Source organism: Archangium minus (assembly GCF_044360475.1).
Lineage (GTDB): Bacteria > Myxococcota > Myxococcia > Myxococcales > Myxococcaceae > Archangium > Archangium minus.
In genome coordinates this window covers 3,230,021-3,247,064 of record NZ_CP043494.1, presented here as the reverse complement: position 1 = coordinate 3,247,064, position 17,044 = coordinate 3,230,021, and the positions used below count along the sequence as shown (strand labels likewise).

14 protein-coding genes are annotated in these 17,044 nt (G+C 66.7%); all 14 read right to left on the bottom strand.

Going from position 1 to position 17,044, the window contains the following annotated elements:
• Positions 1 to 5: 5 nt before the first annotated feature.
• The gene (locus tag F0U60_RS13280; RefSeq protein ID WP_395818881.1) at positions 6 to 3,221 is read right to left on the bottom strand and encodes a tetratricopeptide repeat protein; all 3,216 of its coding nucleotides are present in this window, start codon (positions 3,219 to 3,221) and stop codon (positions 6 to 8) included.
• A gap of 176 nt (positions 3,222 to 3,397) precedes the next feature.
• The gene (gene accC, locus F0U60_RS13275; RefSeq protein ID WP_395818878.1) at positions 3,398 to 4,783 is read right to left on the bottom strand and encodes an acetyl-CoA carboxylase biotin carboxylase subunit; all 1,386 of its coding nucleotides are present in this window, start codon (positions 4,781 to 4,783) and stop codon (positions 3,398 to 3,400) included.
• Positions 4,784 to 4,823: 40 nt separating this feature from the next.
• Positions 4,824 to 5,429: an acetyl-CoA carboxylase biotin carboxyl carrier protein gene (gene accB, locus F0U60_RS13270; RefSeq protein ID WP_395818876.1), complete on the bottom strand. Its 606-nt coding sequence runs from the start codon at positions 5,427 to 5,429 to the stop codon at positions 4,824 to 4,826.
• 32 nt (positions 5,430 to 5,461) lie between these two features.
• Positions 5,462 to 6,040 carry an elongation factor P gene (gene efp / locus F0U60_RS13265; protein WP_395818873.1) on the bottom strand — a complete coding sequence of 193 codons (579 nt, stop codon included), beginning with the start codon at positions 6,038 to 6,040 and terminating at the stop codon, positions 5,462 to 5,464.
• Positions 6,041 to 6,144: 104 nt separating this feature from the next.
• The gene (locus tag F0U60_RS13260; protein WP_395818870.1) at positions 6,145 to 6,507 is read right to left on the bottom strand and encodes a roadblock/LC7 domain-containing protein; all 363 of its coding nucleotides are present in this window, start codon (positions 6,505 to 6,507) and stop codon (positions 6,145 to 6,147) included.
• Between the two features lie 41 nt (positions 6,508 to 6,548).
• A complete protein-coding gene (locus tag F0U60_RS13255; protein ID WP_395818867.1) occupies positions 6,549 to 7,211 on the bottom strand; it encodes a hypothetical protein in 663 nt (220 codons plus the stop codon).
• Between the two features lie 36 nt (positions 7,212 to 7,247).
• Positions 7,248 to 9,986 (bottom strand): type IV pilus secretin PilQ, encoded by a 2,739-nt coding sequence (gene pilQ, locus F0U60_RS13250; protein WP_395818864.1) that lies wholly within the window; start codon positions 9,984 to 9,986, stop codon positions 7,248 to 7,250.
• A gap of 66 nt (positions 9,987 to 10,052) precedes the next feature.
• Complete coding sequence (locus tag F0U60_RS13245; protein WP_395818862.1) at positions 10,053 to 10,622, bottom strand: pilus assembly protein PilP; 570 nt, start codon at positions 10,620 to 10,622, stop codon at positions 10,053 to 10,055.
• Between the two features lie 50 nt (positions 10,623 to 10,672).
• Positions 10,673 to 11,287, bottom strand: a complete 615-nt coding sequence (locus F0U60_RS13240) for a type 4a pilus biogenesis protein PilO (RefSeq protein ID WP_395818859.1) — start codon at positions 11,285 to 11,287, stop codon at positions 10,673 to 10,675.
• Positions 11,288 to 11,301: 14 nt separating this feature from the next.
• The gene (locus tag F0U60_RS13235) at positions 11,302 to 11,976 is read right to left on the bottom strand and encodes a PilN domain-containing protein (RefSeq protein WP_395818856.1); all 675 of its coding nucleotides are present in this window, start codon (positions 11,974 to 11,976) and stop codon (positions 11,302 to 11,304) included.
• Positions 11,977 to 12,006: 30 nt separating this feature from the next.
• On the bottom strand, positions 12,007 to 13,089 hold the full coding sequence (pilM, locus tag F0U60_RS13230) for a type IV pilus assembly protein PilM (RefSeq protein ID WP_395818854.1): 1,083 nt from the start codon (positions 13,087 to 13,089) through the stop codon (positions 12,007 to 12,009).
• Positions 13,090 to 13,304: 215 nt separating this feature from the next.
• Positions 13,305 to 14,723 carry a sigma-54-dependent transcriptional regulator gene (locus F0U60_RS13225; RefSeq protein ID WP_395818851.1) on the bottom strand — a complete coding sequence of 473 codons (1,419 nt, stop codon included), beginning with the start codon at positions 14,721 to 14,723 and terminating at the stop codon, positions 13,305 to 13,307.
• 50 nt (positions 14,724 to 14,773) lie between these two features.
• Positions 14,774 to 15,895, bottom strand: coding sequence for a sensor histidine kinase (locus F0U60_RS13220; RefSeq protein ID WP_395818848.1), 1,122 nt, complete (start codon positions 15,893 to 15,895; stop codon positions 14,774 to 14,776).
• A 16-nt stretch (positions 15,896 to 15,911) separates the two neighbouring features.
• Positions 15,912 to 16,832 carry a prepilin peptidase gene (locus tag F0U60_RS13215; protein ID WP_395825225.1) on the bottom strand — a complete coding sequence of 307 codons (921 nt, stop codon included), beginning with the start codon at positions 16,830 to 16,832 and terminating at the stop codon, positions 15,912 to 15,914.
• Between the last annotated feature and the right edge of the window lie 212 nt (positions 16,833 to 17,044).

Genomic DNA, 17,044 nt, shown 5'->3' with positions numbered 1-17,044 from the left:
CTGCGCTAGACGTAGCCTACCTTACGCGGCTTGGCCGCACCCGCTGGAGCCGGAGCCGCGGGAACGGGCATTCGGGCACCCGAGGGGGGAGCCCCATTGGATGCCGCCTTGGGCAGTGGATCCGCCACGGGAGACGTGGTGGCGGCCAATCGCTCCACGTGGCCGGAGACCTCGCGGAACTTCGGGTCGAGCGCGGCTACGCGCTGGAAGTGGTAGAGGGCCTTACCCGCGTCGCCCACGGCCTCGTGGGCCATGGCCAGCTCGAAGCCGATGGCCTTGGCCACCTCGCCGGTGGCGTGCTCGCTGGCGAGCGCCTGCTTGAAGGTGACCACCGCCGCGCCGGCATCACCCCTCTGCGCCTGCAGCAGGCCGATCATCGTGAGGCAGTCCACCTCACGCTTCTTGCCCATGCAGCCCTCGCGCGCCACGGAGAACTCGTTGAGCGCGTCATCGATGAGGCCCATCTCTCGGTAGGCGATGCCCAGGTCGTAGTGGGTGTCCACATCCTCGGGCTTGACCACCTTGGCGAGGCCCTTCTTGAACTCGGCGAAGACCTCCTCGACCGAGTACTGGAAGTCCTCCTCGACGGCGGACGCCGCGGGCTGCTCTCCACCCAGGTCACCGAACTCGCCGGCCAGCTCCGCCGCCAGATCGAACGCGTCGCGCTCGGCGGGGGACTCGCCCAGGGCTGGCACCGCGGGCACGGAAACCGACTGAGTCTCCTCCTCGGGCTCCTCGGCTTCCGGGGAACCGCCGGACTCGAGCGTCTCGAGCCGGGCCATCAGCTCTTCCGCGCGCGCATGGCCCGGGAAGGCGATCATCACCGTCTCGAGGATCTCCCGAGCCTCCTCGAGGAGGCCCTGATCCAGGAAGAAGCTGGCCTCGTCGCACTCCTCGCCGGCCGGCTCCTCCTGCGGCTCCTCGACCACGGGGGCGGGCTGCGGCTTGGGCGCAGCCTTCGCAACGGGAGTTGGCGCTGCCTTCGCAGCGGGCGCGGGCTGGGCCTTGGCGGGCGCTGCTGGCGCCGCCTTCGCAACGGGCGCGGGCTGGGCCTTGGCGGGCGCTGCTGGCGCCGCCTTCGCAACGGGCGCGGCGACCTGAGGCTGCGCCTTGGGAGCAGCGGCCTGCGGCGGAGCCTTAGGCGTAACCTGCGGCTGAGCCTTGGGAGCAACCACCACGGGCGCGGGCTCGGGCTCTGGCTCCTCGAGCTCGTAGGACCCGAGCGCCGGCGTGTCCACCGGGGTGCCCTCTTCCGCGGAGTCGAACGGATCCGTCTCCAAGGGGAGCGGCGACACCCCCATGGACATGTCGTCGTCCGGCTCGGGGAAGGAGGAAGCGTCCGAGAAGGAGTCCTGGAGCAACTGCGCCGAGGGCTGCGACACCTGCGTCGGCAGCGGCTCGTCGTCGCCGAGCGACAGCGGAGCACCGGGGTCCGCCAGCAGCGGCTCGTCGTCCTCGGCGGAGGCGACCACCAGCGCGGCGTCGTCGTCCTCCGAGCCGACCGGCTCCATGAAGACCGTTGTGGCCTCCTCGGGCTCGTCACCTGCACCGAAGAGCGGCTCGTCGCCAGACACGTCCCCGACCGGCTCGTCCGCGAGCACCACGCCCTCGTCGGAGTCCGCGGGAATGCCGAACTCGCCCGAGAGGATCTGCCCGTCCTCCTCCTCCGCGCTGCTCGCAGAGACAAGGGCCAGCTCGTCTCCCGGCGGATGCTCCAGGGCATCCGCGGGGGCGTCGGCGACGAGGACCTCGTCGTCGTTGGAGTCCACGAGGATGGCGTCCTCGCCCACCGTCTCCACCTGCGCACCCGCGACAGGCGCCGCCGAATCCGACTGCAGCACAGCCAGGAAGGCGGGCACCTCGGGGTGGCCGGGGTTCTGCTCGAGGATGGTGGCCAGGTACGGCTGGGCGCGCTGCACCTCCGCGCGGCGCGTGCACAGACGCAGCACGTTCAGCAACTGCTCGCCGGCCTGGGCCGCGTTCCCGGAGGCGACATAGATGTGGTACGCCTTCTCGTGCGCGTCGAGGTTCTCCGGGTCCACCGCGAAGATCTTCCGCAGGTGCTCGAGCGCTTTATCGTGCAGGCCGTACTTGACGTAGACTTCCGTCTCCGTCAGCAGCTTGGAGAACTGCTCCTTACCAGTCGGGGCCGGAGCTGCCGCCTGAGCGGGAGCAGGCGCGGCGCTGCTCGGAGCAGAAGCCGGAGCGGGCGCAGCCGCGGCCACCGGAGCCTTCGCAACAGGAGCGGGCTGGGGCGTGGGAGCCGGAGCCGGCGTGGGAGCGGGAGCCGGCGTAGGCGCCTGGACCGGCGCCGGAGCGGGGGCCGCGCTGGCGCCCTCCGCCTTGTACGCCGCCAGGTCCGCATCGGAGGGATCCAGCTCGGCAACGCGGTTCCAGATGTTGGCCGCGTCCTGGTTGCGACCCCGCTCCTGGTAGACCTTGGCCAGCTCCTTGTAGACGGAGATGGTCTTGGCCGTCTGCCCGAGCCCGTGGAAGGCCTGGGCCAGCATGTTGAGCGTCTCGACGTCGCGCCCATCCGCCTTGAAGCACACCTGGAGCCGGGCCAGCGCGCGCTTCTGATCTCCACGCGACAGGTACTGCTGGGCCAGATCCTTGGCCAGCGCGACGTTGTCTGGATCCAGGGTAGAGAGGCGCTCGGCCACCCGGAACCAGTCATCCATCCGGTTGTTGCGCTTGAGGTACTCGGCGGCCTTCTTGAACTCCTGGGTGGCCTCGCGCGTCAGGTTCTCGCGCGCGTACAACTCGGCGAGCTTGATCTTCGACGCCACGTTCTCGGGGTCGAGATCCACCATCTTCTTGAGCGTATCCAGGGAGTTTTTGACGTCGCCGGCCTTCTCGTAGTGGTTGGCGACGATCTGGAAATACGCCATGGCCTCGGACATCAGTCCGAGCTGCTGATGGAGCTCCGCCAGCTTGAGGTTGACGTCCAGCAGGTTGGGATTGAGCTTGAGAACCTGCTTGTAGAGGGCAACGGCCTTCAGGAAGAAGCCGTCGGCCGAGTAGCCCTCGGCGACCTTGGTGAAGTAGTGGGCCGCTTGAACGTTGTCGTTCTTCTTCTGGTACAGCTCCCCCATCTTCTGGAGGACACGACCGTCCTTCGGATCTACTTCCAGGACCTTCTGGTATTCCTTGATGGCCTTGTCGTAGGCGCCCTTCGCGACGAGCTTGGCGGCGGCTTCGATGATCTTGTTCTTGTCCATCGAGCGTGGGCTTCCTGCCGAGCGAAACCCCCGGAAAGTCTGGGGTTTCTGCTTCCTTCAAGGAGACTACGAGGGAGGCCCGAGGCTAGCGGAATCATCCCTCGCGGGTCAAGGAATCCACCCGCCACAACCCCCTTTAGGATCAGGGGGTTGCGCGATGGGCAGGCAAGCGGCCATCAGGGCGTTTCTTCGATGGCCTTCCGCAGCCGATGGGTGCCCGTCTCGGACGCCAGCAACCGCTCCACGAAGCGGGTGTCGTAGTTGCCCTCGACGAAGGACTCCTCGGCCAACGCCGCCCGGTGGAACGGGATGTTGGTGCGGATGCCCTGCACCACGTACTCGCCCAGGGCCCGCTGCATGCGGCGGATCGCCGTGGGCCGATCCTCCGCGTAGACGATCAGCTTGGCCAGCAGGCTGTCGTAGTACGGCAGCACCGTGTAGTTCTCGTAGGCACTCGAGTCCACACGCACGCCATAACCACCGGGAGCGCTGTAGGCGGTGATCTTCCCCGGCCAGGGCGCGAAGGTGACAGGGTCCTCGGCGTTGACGCGGCACTCGATGGCGTGGCCGCGCATCTGGATGTCTTCCTGCTTGCGCTTGAGTGGCTCACCCGAGGAGAGCTTGATCTGCTCGCGAACCAGGTCGACACCGGTGACGAGCTCGGTCACCGGGTGCTCCACCTGGATACGGGTGTTCATCTCCATGAAGTAGAAGCGCCCGTTCTCGTCGAGCAGGTACTCGATGGTGCCCACGTTGTTGTAGCCGAGCTTCTCCATCGCGCGGATGGAGACCTCGCCCATCTGCTGGCGCAGCTCGGGGGTGAGCGCCGCCGAGGGGCTCTCCTCGATGAGCTTCTGGTGGCGCCGCTGGACGGAGCACTCACGCTCACCCAGATGGATGATGTGCCCGTGCTCGTCGGCCACGATCTGGATTTCGATGTGGCGCGGCTTCTCCACGTACCGCTCGATGTAGAGGTCCCCGTTGCCAAAGGACGCCACCGCCTCGGCCGCCGCCGTGGAGAAGGCCTGCGCCAGCGCGTTCGGCTCGCGGACGATCTTCATGCCCTTGCCGCCACCACCGGCCGCCGCCTTGAGGATGACCGGGAAGCCGATCTCCCTGGCGAAGGCCTCGGCCTCCTTGGGATCCTTCACCGTCCCGATGCTGCCGGGCAGCAAAGGCAGGCCCGCCTCGCGCGCCGCATTGCGCGCCCGGACCTTGTTGCCCATCAGCGAGATCATCTCGGGCCGAGGGCCGATGAAGTGAATCTTGCAGTCCCGGCACACCTTGGCGAACTCGGAGTTCTCCGAGAGGAAGCCGTAGCCCGGGTGGATGGCGTCCGCGCGAGTGATCTCCGCCGCGGAGAGCAGCTGCGGGATGTTGAGGTAGCTCTCCTTCGAGGGCGGTGGGCCGATGCACACCGACTCGTCGGCGAACCGCACGTGCAATGCATTAGCGTCTGCCGTGGAGTGCACCGCCACGGTGGCGATGCCCAGCTCGCGGCAGGCGCGGATGACCCGCAGGGCAATCTCCCCGCGGTTGGCGATCAGCACCTTCTTGAACACGATGTCGTGCCTCCGCGGGGCGTCAGACCGCCCGCGTATGTCAGACCGGCTCGATGCGGAACAGCGCCTGGCCGAACTCGACCGGCTGCCCATTCTCCACGAGGATCTCCGCCACGCGACCCGCCACGTCGGCTTCGATCTCGTTCATCAGCTTCATGGCCTCGATGATGCAGAGCACCTGCCCCTTCTTCACCACCGACCCCACATCCACGAAGGCGGGCTGGTCCGGGGCGGGCGTCCGGTAGAACGTCCCCACGAACGGGCTGGTGACGAGGTGGCCGGGCTTCTCGGCCGCCGCAGCCGCGCTGGCCGGAGCCGGAGCGGGTACGGAGACCGGAGCCGGAGCCGCCAGAGAAGGAGCAGCGGCCACCATGGGGGCTGCTGCCACCACTGGAGCAGGGCTCACCGAGGGCGAGACCGGGGCCGCGTGCACGATGGTGGGCGCGGGCACCGGGCCGCGGCGGATGAACAGCCGCTCCTCCCCGCGCTGCCACACGAGCCGCGTCACCTCGGAGGCCTCGAGGATGTTCACGATCTCCCGGAGAGCATCCACGTCCAAGGACGTGCTGTTGCCCTCCACGCGGACGCTACCCGCCTCCTCGGTGGGCGCGGACTGCGTTCGAACTGCCTTGCGCTTGGTTGCCAATTCCGTCCCCTCCCTGAAGCGCGATGAACCGCTTAGCCCGCGGTGGCCACGCGCGTGAGGTACTTGCCGTCGCGCGTGTCGATCTTGAGGATGTCACCCTCGTTGATGAAGAGCGGCACGTTGACGACGTAACCCGTCTCCAACGTGGCGGGCTTCAGCGCGCCGGACACCGTGTCGCCACGCACGCCCGGATCGCACTTGGTGACCTTCAGGTCCACCGAGTTCGGCAGGGTCACGCCAATGGCCTTGCCGTTGTAGAACATGATGGCGGCGTTGACGTTCTCCTTCAGGAAGTTCTTCGACTCCCCGAGCACGTCCGCGCTGATGAACGTCTGCTCGTAGTTCCGGGTGTCCATGAAGTAGTAGTCGCCGCCCTGCTCGTAGAGATACTGCATGTCCTTCTCTTCGATGTCGGGCTTGCCCACCTTGTCGCCGGACTTGAAGGTCGGCTGGAGCACGCGGCCCGACAGCAGGCTGCGGATGGACGTGCGTACGAAGGCCGAGCCCTTGCCCGGCTTGACGTGCTGGAACTCGACGATTTCGAACGGCTCACCGTCGACTTCGATCTTCATGCCTTTGCGGAACTCGGACGTATCAATCACACCGGCCATAAACGGCTCCTTCGGACAGCTTGAAAAGTCCGGGGTGTCTAGCCGATGGGGCCGCGCCTTGCAAAGTGGAAAGGCGCGGCGCGCTGCGCCGTCAGCCTTCCAGGCTACAGCTCAGCGCGAATCTTGGGGGCGGTCACCCGGAGGACGTATCTGCCCTTTCCATAGTTACCGTCCGCCCGGAGCGCCAGCACCAGGAAGTATTCCGGAGAGATGAGGCGCATCAGCGTCAGCACGTGCTCGCTGTTGACGCTGACCTCCTGCACCTCTCCCGTCTTCAGGGTCTCGGCGGCCTGGCGGAGCTGACCCAGCAGGTTGGCGTACTCCACCCAAGCGCCGTTGAGCTCCAGCTCGGTTGCTTCCTCCTTCTGATGGGTGTCCACGGCGATGCCGTCGAAGCCCATCACACTACAGGCCAGGGCCCCGTCTACCTGGTTGACCACCGACTCAAGGTGCGTGCGGAAGGACATGGCTGCTGGCTTGTAGGAGGCTCAGGAGAGCGGGTCAAGGGTCAGGATCCACCTTCTACGCATCGGATGGGGATCGAATCCTGACCAGGGAACCCACAGACTCCGGTGGCAATCGTATCGGCCGGGCAACCAGCCCACCCAGAGTCGGCCACGGTCACGGGGAAGGTGATCTCATTGGTCTCCACCGTCTGACCACCGCTCATGTGACCCCGGGCCTTGATGGTGGCGAGCACGGTCACCTCGCGATCGGAGCCCCCAATCTGCGCCCTCAGCTGCTCCAACGCCTTCGGACCAAACGCATACACGAAGAGATAGCTCTCATCCGGGTTCGTCTCCGGACGGAAGACGGCGTAGATGGGGGTACGATCCACCTCGTCCGCGGGCAGCGACACGCCCGACACCTGGTAGGAGTAGACGAGCTCCGTCAGGGTGACGTCACCAAGTCCTTCACCCGACACCGTCTCCTGACCGATGACAACGGGCTGCACAAAGGTGTTGGTCTCGACGCTCAGGGCCAACAGGTAGTTCTGCCCACCGGACAGGTCGAGGCCTCCACTCGAGATGAACTTGTCATTCGAGGCCGAGCAACCATCATCCAGCTCCAGTGCGCGGGCATTGAGGAAGCGCACGGAGGCATCACCCTGATTGGCCACACAACTCACGGACGCGACCGCCAGCGCCGCAATCACCATCAATCGCTTCATGGACATCAACTCCTTCGATGGCTCAAGAGATACCGGCTACAGAGACTGAGCAATCGTCTGCCGGTTGAGGATTCGCGGCGTGATGAAGATGAGCAGCTCCTGGCGCTCATCACGCTCGCGGTGGTTCTTGAAGAAGAAACCCAGCACCGGAATCTTCGACAGGAAGGGCACCTGGTTGCTCTGGCTGCTGCCGCGGCGGACGTAGATGCCGCCGATGACCGTGGTATCGCCGTCCTTCACCAACACCTGGGTGTTGGCCTCCTTGCGCTGGATGGCGGGCTGGCCATTCGCACCGGTGTTGGACGGATCCGGTTGGTTGTTCTGCGCGTTGATGGTCATCAGGATGCTGCCGTCCTGGGTGATGTGCGGCGTCACCTCGAGAGACAGACGCGCTTCGACGAAGGTGGTGTTGGCACCGGACGCGGACACCTGACTGAACGGGATGGACACACCCTGGCTGATGCGCGCGGTGTTGTTATCCAGCGTCGTCACCTTGGGCGCGGAGATGGTCTTCACCACACCCTCGGCCTCGGCGGCCGACAGGCGCAGGTTGAGGGTGAGCGCACCACCAGCGGAGCCGAAGACGAAGCCCAGCGCACCACCGAGGCCCTGGCCCGTACCCACCGGCAGGTTGACGGCGTAGTTGGGAACATCCGAGGTACCCGTCGTGGGTCCACCACCCGCGCCACCTGTCACGACGGCGGTGTTGGGGAAGATGAGCCCGGTGGCATTACCCGTGGCCGGCGCGGCCGCGGCCTGACCACCCCACTGCACACCCAGTTCGCGGCTGAACGAGGTGTTGGCCTCCACGATGCGGCTCTCGATAAGCACCTGCGGCGTCTGCGTGTCCAGGTTGCGAACCAGCGCCCGCGCCTTCTCGATGTTGGCGCGCACGTCCTTGACGATGAGCACGTTGGTGCGCGTGTCCACCGTCACCGAGCCACGCTCGCTCAGCACGTCCTTCACTCGGGAGGACATGTCGCCAGCGGTCGCGTAGTTCACCGGGATGAGGTTCACCAGCAACTCCTCCTGCGCGATGAGCGACTTCTTGCGCTCCTGGCGCAGCTTGGCCTCCTCCTCCAGCGTCTTCAGCGGGGCCACGCGGAGGATGTTTCCAATCTCCTCCTTGCCCAGCGACTTGGTGCGCAGGATGAGATCCAACGCCTGATCCCAGGGCACGTTGCGCAGGCGGATGGTCACCTTGCCCTGCACGTCATCGGCGACCACGATGTTCTTCTTGGAGATCTCCGCGATGACGCGCAGCAGGTTCTGGATGTCGATGTCCTTGAACTCGAAGGACACCTTCTTGCCGCGGTAGCGGGCCTGCTGGGGCGCACCCTCGGAAGCGTAGGTAGGCGCCTCGGCGGTGAAGCCGGCAGTGCGCTGGGTGACGGTCACCTGCTCCGTCTTCACGCCCTTGACGTTCAGCCGCCAGGACAGACCACCCGCCACCTGGCTCACGTTCTCATCAATGGCGCCGTCCGCGGCCACCACCAGGCGAACCCGGTTGCCCTCGCCGGGCACCGAGAAGGCGCTGATCATCTTCACCGGCGTCTCCAGCGCGCTGGTGTCCAGGCTGCGCTCGAGCCGCCGCGGCAGCTTCGCGTTCTCCAGGGTCAGCACCGCGCTGCGAGGATCCGGCCGCTCCACCTTCCAGGCCACCGCACCCGACAGCTTCAGGTTCACCCGACCACCGGACTCATTCTCGTCGAAGGTCACATCCTTGACGTCCACCGGCGCCAGCCGCGCATCCACGGGCGTGGCGCGCAGGGGCTCGTTCTCGGCCACCACCTTCTCCGGCGTATCGGTCAGCGCGGCGGGCTTGCGGGCCACCTTGCCCCCGAACACCACCGACAGACCGCGGCCGGTGCGCTCCACGCGGTACGCGGGCATCTCGTCGCGCACGTCGAGCACCAGGCGCACCTTGTCCGAGTGAGCGCCCACGCGCAGGTCCTTCAGGGGACCCGAGCGCACGCGGGGCGCACGCGCGGCCAGACCCACGCCGTACACGTCCACCGCGAGCCGCGGAGGATCCGCCAGCTCCAGCACCTCGTAGCGGGAGACCTCGCCATCCGCGCGGATGCTCAGCGTGTCACGGGCGAAGGACAGTCCGGTGATGCGGCGGGCCGGGTGCGCCACGTCGCGCTCGTCCGCCTCGGCCGCCACCACATTCTCGGGCAGCGCAGCGGCAGGCTTCTTCTCACGCGGCTCAGCCACGGCAGCCGGCTGCGGCGCAGGCGCCACCACCGGAGCGGACTCGGCCTTGGCCACAGCGGGAGCGGGCTTCGCCTCCGGCTTCGGCTCAACCGCCGGCTCCACCTTCGCCTCGGCGGCCTTCGCCTCGGCCGCGGGCGCAGAAGCCGCCGCTCCGTCCACGGAGATGATGACCCGATCACCCTCGGCGCGCACGTCGTACTGCGCGGCCTGGTGCAGGGCCACCAGCACCCGGCCGACGCTGGCGCGCTCGTCCGAGAACTGGGAGGCCACCACTCCGGCCACCGGTCCCTGTCCGTTGTGGTGCCCCTTGATGCCCGTGGCGTCCGCCGACGAGAGATCCACCACCAGCCGCTCCGGGCCACTCAGCCGGAAGACGGTGAAGGTGGGTGCCCGTGTGCCGGTCACCACCACCTGCGCGCCCGATCCCGTCTGCGTGACCTTCAGGTCCCGCAGCGTATTGAGCTCGGCGGCCTGGGCCCCGACACCCACGATGGCGACCATGATTGCGGCCACCACGTTCATGAACTTGCCCCTCGTCACAACGCTCACCTCGAGCATGCTTCCCCTCAACAAGTCGCAATGGGGCACGGGAACCCATTCTTTGGCTCCCGGCTCGCCGGGCGCCTACGGCTCCCAGTTCTTGCCCGTCATCAGGTCGTAGGCAGGATCCACCCGGCCTTCCTGCTTCAACTCCATCTTCACCGGGTTGTAGACCACCCGCTCCGGCGTGGTGATCGTCTCCGTGACGATGACCTCGTCGCGGAGGATCTGCGTCACTTTTCCGCCCGCGCGACCCAGCCGGGTGTTGCGACGCACGATGTGGCCACGCCCCATCGGGTCCTCCACCATGGCCATCGGGTTGGCGTCACCGGTCACCACCGCCACCAGCTTGAGCTGGTCAATGTCCCACTGGCACAGCGGCTCGTTGCAGGCCGACACCGCCTGGCCAGCCTGCGGAGCCTCACGCACCATGTCCTCAACGGGGCTGCGGAACGGATCCCTCTTCCCCACTGGGTTGTAATTATAGACGTAGGTGGGCGCGGCAGCCACCGGGGTCTCCGCGGCCTTCTCTTTGGGGGTCTCGGCCTGGGCGCGCTTGGGCGCGACCGCAGGGCGAGGCGGCGCATCCTCGCCGCAACCCACCAGCGCGAGGGCCAGTGCCCCCGAGATGAACATGGAATGGAACGTCTTCATCCTCTGATCCCCTTGTCGCCCCATTTCCAGGACCGATCAAGTTTCTGCGGCTACTTCTTCTTCTTGGATCCAGCCTTTGGGTCGACCGGCTTCGTCGCGACGAAACGGAACGTGGTGGCCAGGAACGAGCTGTTGAGCATCACCTTCTCGTTCTTCAGCTTGGCACCATCCAGCTTGATGTTGTTGACGTTCACGATACGCCGCATGGTCGAGACCTCCTGCAGGAACATGGCGATCTCGTGATAGTTGCCGCTCACCACCATCTTGATGGGGATGCGCGCAAAGAAGTCGTTGCCGCCCACCGTCTCTGGGCCCGGCTCCACGCGGGCAATCTCCAGCCCGGCCTTCTTGCCAATGTCGTTGAGCTGCGCGAGCAGCTCCTCGACGTCCTTGTTCTCGGGCAGCTCAGTGAGGGCCTCGGCGAGCTTCTGCTCCAGCACGTCCATCTCGCGCCGGCGCTCGTTGAGGTTCTGGGCAATCTCACTCTTCTCCGCCAGCTCCAGGTCCAGCTTGCGCTGAGCCGCGACCTGCGACTCCATCTCCAGCTCCAGCGGCTGAATGACGAAGAAGAAGTTGGCAGCGGTCATCAACACCACCAGGGCCGCCAGCCCGCCGAACTTCACCGCGGGGGGCGCCTTCACGATCCTGTCGAGGTACTTATCCATCGCGCCGGTTCCTCTCAGATGGCGTAGTTGGCGGTGAGGGTGATGTCGAAGTCCACCGTGGACAGTTCACCCGACTTGGTGCCCTTCTGCTCGGTCTTCTTCAACTCCACGTTGGAGAAGAAGGGCTTGATGTCGCCCACCGGGAACTCCTCGATGGCAGCCTCGGCCGCCACGAGTTCCACGCGGGACGTCTTGGCCTCGCGGCGCTGCTCCACCAGGCGGCCAATCCCCTTGGGCGTCCACACCATGCCGTTGAGGTTGCGCATCAACTCGGCCACGTCGTCATGGCTGATGGCCGACCCCACCAGCTTCACACCGCCGCGCTCCTCGTTGAAGGTCCTGATCCACGCCTTCTTCGGCAGCGACGTGGACAGGGCGTCCAGCATGCGAACGGGACCGGAGCGGCCCTTGCGCAGCTCGTCCAGCACGGCCAGCTTCTTCTCCACCTCGACCTTGCGGGTGTTGATGTTCTTCACCTCGCCAATGGTCTTGTCCAGGTCAGCGATGCGCTTGCGGGTGGAGGCCAGGGCCGCAGCCTGCTTCTCCACCACACCATTGCGGTCCGAGTACCAGAAGAAGTTACCCACGCCCGCGGCAAGGATCACCAACGCGAAGAGGGCCAGGATCTGCCGGCCCATCTCCCGCTGCACTTTCTTGCGGACGGGCAACAGGTTGATGCGGATCATCATGTGAGTCGGTCCTTCGAAAATGGGGAGAGATCAGCCGAGCTTGTCACCCGGGCGGCGCAACGCCAGACCCACGGCCACCGCTGCCATCGGCGCCACCTCCATGATGAAGGCGGGGTCGAACTTGCGGTTGTCCACGTCGATCTTCCGGAAAGGGTTGAGGATCTCCACCGGCACGCCCACGCGCGTTTCGATGGTCTTGAACAGCGCCGGAATCTTGGCGGTTCCACCGGAGAGGTAGACCTTGGTGAAGTTGGCATCCACCGCGGTGCCCGCGTAGAAGTCCAGCGAGCGCTGGATTTCACCGGCCACCTGCTCGGCCACGCTCAGCAGCACCCGCTCCACCTCCTGGGGGACGACCGCGTCCGAGTCGCCACGGGTACCGCCGATCTTCAGAGCCTCCGCCTCTTCATAGGAGACGTTGAGCTGCTTCTGGATCTCCTCGGTGAACTGGTTGCCACCGATGGTGACGTCACGGGTGAACACCGTGATGCCGTTGGAGATGATGTTGATGTTCACCACCGAGGCGCCCGCGTTGATGAGCACCACCGTCTCCTTGTCGGGGACGTCGTAGTTGGAGGCGAACATGTTCTGGACGGCGAAGGCGTCCACGTCCACCACCACCGGCTGCAGCCCCGACTCGGAGACCACCGTGGTGTAGTCGTTGATCATGTCCTTCTTGGCCGCGACCAGGAGCACGTCCATCTGGCCGGTGGCGTCATTGCCCCCCGCGTCCAGGATCTGCGTGTCGATGTTCACGTCCTTGACGTCGAAGGGGATGTACTGCTCCGCCTCCCACTGGATGCTCTCCTCGAGCTCCTCCTGGCTCATCCGGGGCATCTGGATCTTCTTGATGATGACCGAGTGGCCGGAGACGCCGATGGCGACCTCCTTGTTCTTGATCTTCAGCTCGGTCATCAGCTCCTGCAGCGCCTGCACGATGGCGGTGGAGTTCATGAGCGCGCCGTCGACGATGGCCTCGGGGGGCAGCGGCTTCATGCCAAAGCTCTGCAGCGCGTAGCTCACCTGGCCACGCTTGCGCTGCTCCTTGAGCAGGATCATCTTCACCGAGGTCGATCCGATATCGAGACCGAGAGCCAGCTTTCCCTTCGCCATACAGTCGTTGCTCCGTGGAGGGGCCACCAGCGTAGCACCGGCCCGCGAGCCCTCCTAAAAAGTGCTCCGCGCCTGCCCGCTCAGCAGGCGGCCAATCTGTCCCCCGAACGTCTACGGCGGTGCACCCACGCCGCTCTGACAGGCCGATTTTCCGGCCTGGGACGCATTTCGTCAAATCGCCCTACCCCGCGCCTCGTCCACTGCCATACGGGCAGTCAGCCTCGCTCACCCTCGGCGTCCGCATCGATTCCGTACTCCTTGATTTTGTACAGCAGGGCCCGATGGCTGATCTCCAGAACTTCGGCGGCCCGGGTGCGATTGCCCCGAGTCCGGCGCAGGGCGGCGCGGATGTAGGACTCTTCCAGGTTCCGGATGGCCTGTTTGAGTGACAGGTTCGTATCAGCCGCGGGGTGGGAGGGGACTGAGGCAGGTACGACAGCCGGAGGAGGAGGCCCGGACCAGAGCCGCTCTGGCAGGTTCTGCGGGAGGATCAGCTCTGCCTCGGCCAGCAGGACCGCACGCTCCATCGCGTTCTCCAGCTCCCGCACGTTTCCAGGCCACGCATAGGAGGCCATCAGCGCCTCGGCCTCGGGAGTGAGCCCCCGAACGGGAGGCTCACGGTTGAGCTCGCGGTTAAAGCGCGCGAGGAAGGCCTGGGCCAGCAGCGGAATGTCTCCGGAGCGCTCGCGCAGAGGGGGAACGCGCACGTTCACCACGTTGAGCCGGTAATAGAGGTCCTCGCGGAACTCGCCTCGCTCCACCAGCCGGCCCAGGTCGCGCAGCGTGGCGGCGATGACGCGCACATCCACCTTCTCCGCGCGGTTCTCCCCCAGCGGGCGGATCTCCCCCTCCTGGAGCACGCGCAACAGCTTCACCTGGGCGGGAGGGGGCAGTTCCCCTACTTCGTCGAGGAAGAGCGTGCCGCCATCCGCCTCACTGAAGAGGCCGCGCCGGGCTGTGCGCGCGTCCGTGAAGGCGCCCTTCGCGTGGCCGAAAAGCTCGCTCTCGAGGAGGCCCGCGGGAATGGCTCCACAGTTGACGGCGACAAAAGGCATGGCGGCCCGGGGCGAGCGCGCGTGCAGGGCCCGCGCGACGAGCTCCTTGCCCGTTCCGCTCTCTCCCGTGATGAGGACGGTGGTGCCCACCGGCGCCAGCCGCTCCACCTGCCGCATCACCACGCGCATGGGCTCGCTCTCGCCGAGGATGCCCTCACCGGGCGCGGCGCCACCGGCCCCCTGCAGGCGCCGGTTCTCCCGCAGCAGCCGCTCGCGCTCCTCGGCCTTGCGCAGGACGAAGACGATCTCCTCGGGCTTGAAGGGCTTGCGGACGTAGTCGTACGCGCCGGCGCCCACGGCCTCGAGCGCCTGGGCCTGAGAGCCGTACGCGCTCATCACCACCACCGTCAGTCCCGGGTGCTCGACGAGCGCCTGGCGCAGCAGGGACAGGCCGTCGCGCTTGGGCATGCGCACGTCGCACAGCAGCACGTCATAGCCGCGCACGGACAGCTCGCGCAGAGCCTCCTCGCCATCGGCCACGGCCCGTACCTCGTAGCCCAGCCCGGACAACACCAGCGTGAGGACGTGACGGACGGAAGGCTCGTCGTCTGCGACGAGGATGCTGCGGAAGAGGGCCATGGTGCCCCTTTAGAAGTAGCCCACTCCGGGGCTCACGGCCAACTTCCACCTCAGAGGCCTGGCAGGCGCACTGAAAAGCGAGCACCACCGCCCGGGGCATTCTCCGCCGTCAGCCGCCCCCCCATCCTCTCCGTCAGGTGCAGCGACACAGCCAGTCCCAGCCCTGTGCCCTGCCCGGGTGCCTTGGTCGTGAAGAAGGGCTCAAAGAGGTGCGGCATGACCTCTGCCGGGATGCCAGGCCCCGTGTCCTCCACCACCAACAAGACGTCCCCGCTCTCACACCGGGTGGAGAGCCGCACGCTCCCCTGCCCTCCCATGGCCTGCACCGCATTGAGCAACAGGTTGATGACGATCTGTGACAGCGGGCCGGAGTCCGCCCGCGCGAGCAGCCCGGGCGTAAGCGCCAGGCTCACCTCCACCTGCGAGAAGTCCCGCCCGGCCTTGACGAGCTGCACGCACGTCTCCACCACGTGCCCCACCTCCACCGGCCCCAGCTGCTCCAAGCCCGGACGGCCAATCTCCAACAGGCCCCGCACGATGCCGTCGATGCGCTGCACCTCATGATCGATGCGCGCGAGGTACTCCTGCACCTCGGAGTCCTTCACGCGGGCACCGGCCAGCGAGAGATAGCCGAGGATGCCCGCCAGCGGGTTGCCCACCTCATGAGCGACGCCCGCGGCAAGCCGGCCCACGGTGGCCAACCGCTCCGCCGAGACGAGCTCTGTCTGAGCCTGGGCCAGGCGTGCGTTGGCGGCACGCAACGCTTCCATCTGGCGCAGCGTGGTCTCCTGCTCTCCCTGGAGCGCCACCATCATACGAGAGAGCGCCCGCTGGATGCGCGAGAGCAACGGCCCCGGGCTCTCCGGCAACGATACGTCCAGCTCCAACCGGCCGAGCTGCTCCACCACGTCCTCGGTCCGCCGCAGGGGCCGGCCCACCATGAAGTCCAAGACGCCGTACGACATGACGGTGAGCAGCAGCAGATCCCACGCCAGCAGGAACGGCAGCGAGCCCACCGTCCGGGCCAGCGCGGAGGCCTCCGGCGAGCCCTGCGCCGCGCACTGGCGCCCCGCCTCCATCAGCGCCAGCAACGGCCGCTGAAGGGTGAGCCAGGTGAGGCCCGTCCCCACCACGCTCAGCAAGAAGGCGACGCTGGCGATCCGCCACTTCATCCGCGCCCGCCCTCCCTCACCGCACTCCCGACAGCAGCAGATCCAACGGCACCGGCAGCACCTCGCTCAGCCAGGGACCCAGCAGCATGATCTCGAGGGCCGCAAGCGACAGCCAGGGACCAAAGGGGATGTTGGTGGGGCCCGGGACCCAGTCGTCCTCCTCCTCGCCCTCCCCCTTCTCTGCTTGTGCGTGCTCCGCACCCACGGCCTCCGGCGCAGCTCCGGGCTCGCCCTCGGGAGCCACCTGCGGACTTGGAGGGGTGGCGGGTGGCGGCTCTGAGGCCTCGGGCTCCGGCGCCGGTCCCGCCCGTCCGTGGATGAGCAGCATCAGCGAGCCCACCACCGCGCCCTGCAGCGAGGAGAGGAAGATGATGCCAAGCAGCGCCTTCCACGACAGGAAGGCCCCGAGCAGCGCGAGCAGATCCTTATCACCCGCCCCCAATGCCTCCTTCTTGAAGATCTTCTCTCCTATCCACTCCATCGCCCAGAAGATGAGGAAGCCGGCCACCGCACCGATGACGGAGTCGCGCAGCCGATCCAGCCCCTGCGTCGCCGATAGCACCACACCCGCGGCGATGCCCGGCCACGTCAGCTCATGCGGGAGGATCCAATGCTCCAGATCAATGAAGGAGAGCGGCACCAGCAGCAGCACCAACACCAGGCCGGACACAAGCTCGGGGCTCCACCCAAAGCGACGCTGGCAGGCGAGGAAGAGCAGCCCTGTCAGCAGCTCGATGAGCGGATAGCGCCAGGAGATGGGCAGGCCGCACGAGCTGCACCGCGCGCGCAGGGCGATCCAGGAAAGGACCGGAATGTTTTCGTACCAAGCGAGTTGATGCCCACACCGAGGGCAACGCGAACGGGGATGCACGACGCTCTCGCCCATGGGCACGCGAGCGATCACGACATTCAAGAAACTGCCGAAGATCAGGCCCATGACGAAAACCAGCGCCACGGCCACGCCTTCCACCGCCTGGAGAGTCACGTTCTGCGTCCCTTCATCCGCGAGAAGCTCAGAACCGCGCAGCATAGGGCCCAGACAAGAACCGCGGGCAGACGATTCCTGTCACCCTGGTGACAAAAATTGGCACCCCTTTTTTGTCACTGCGCCGCGTGATCCAACGCAAGTGCTTGGATCTCCGTGGGGGG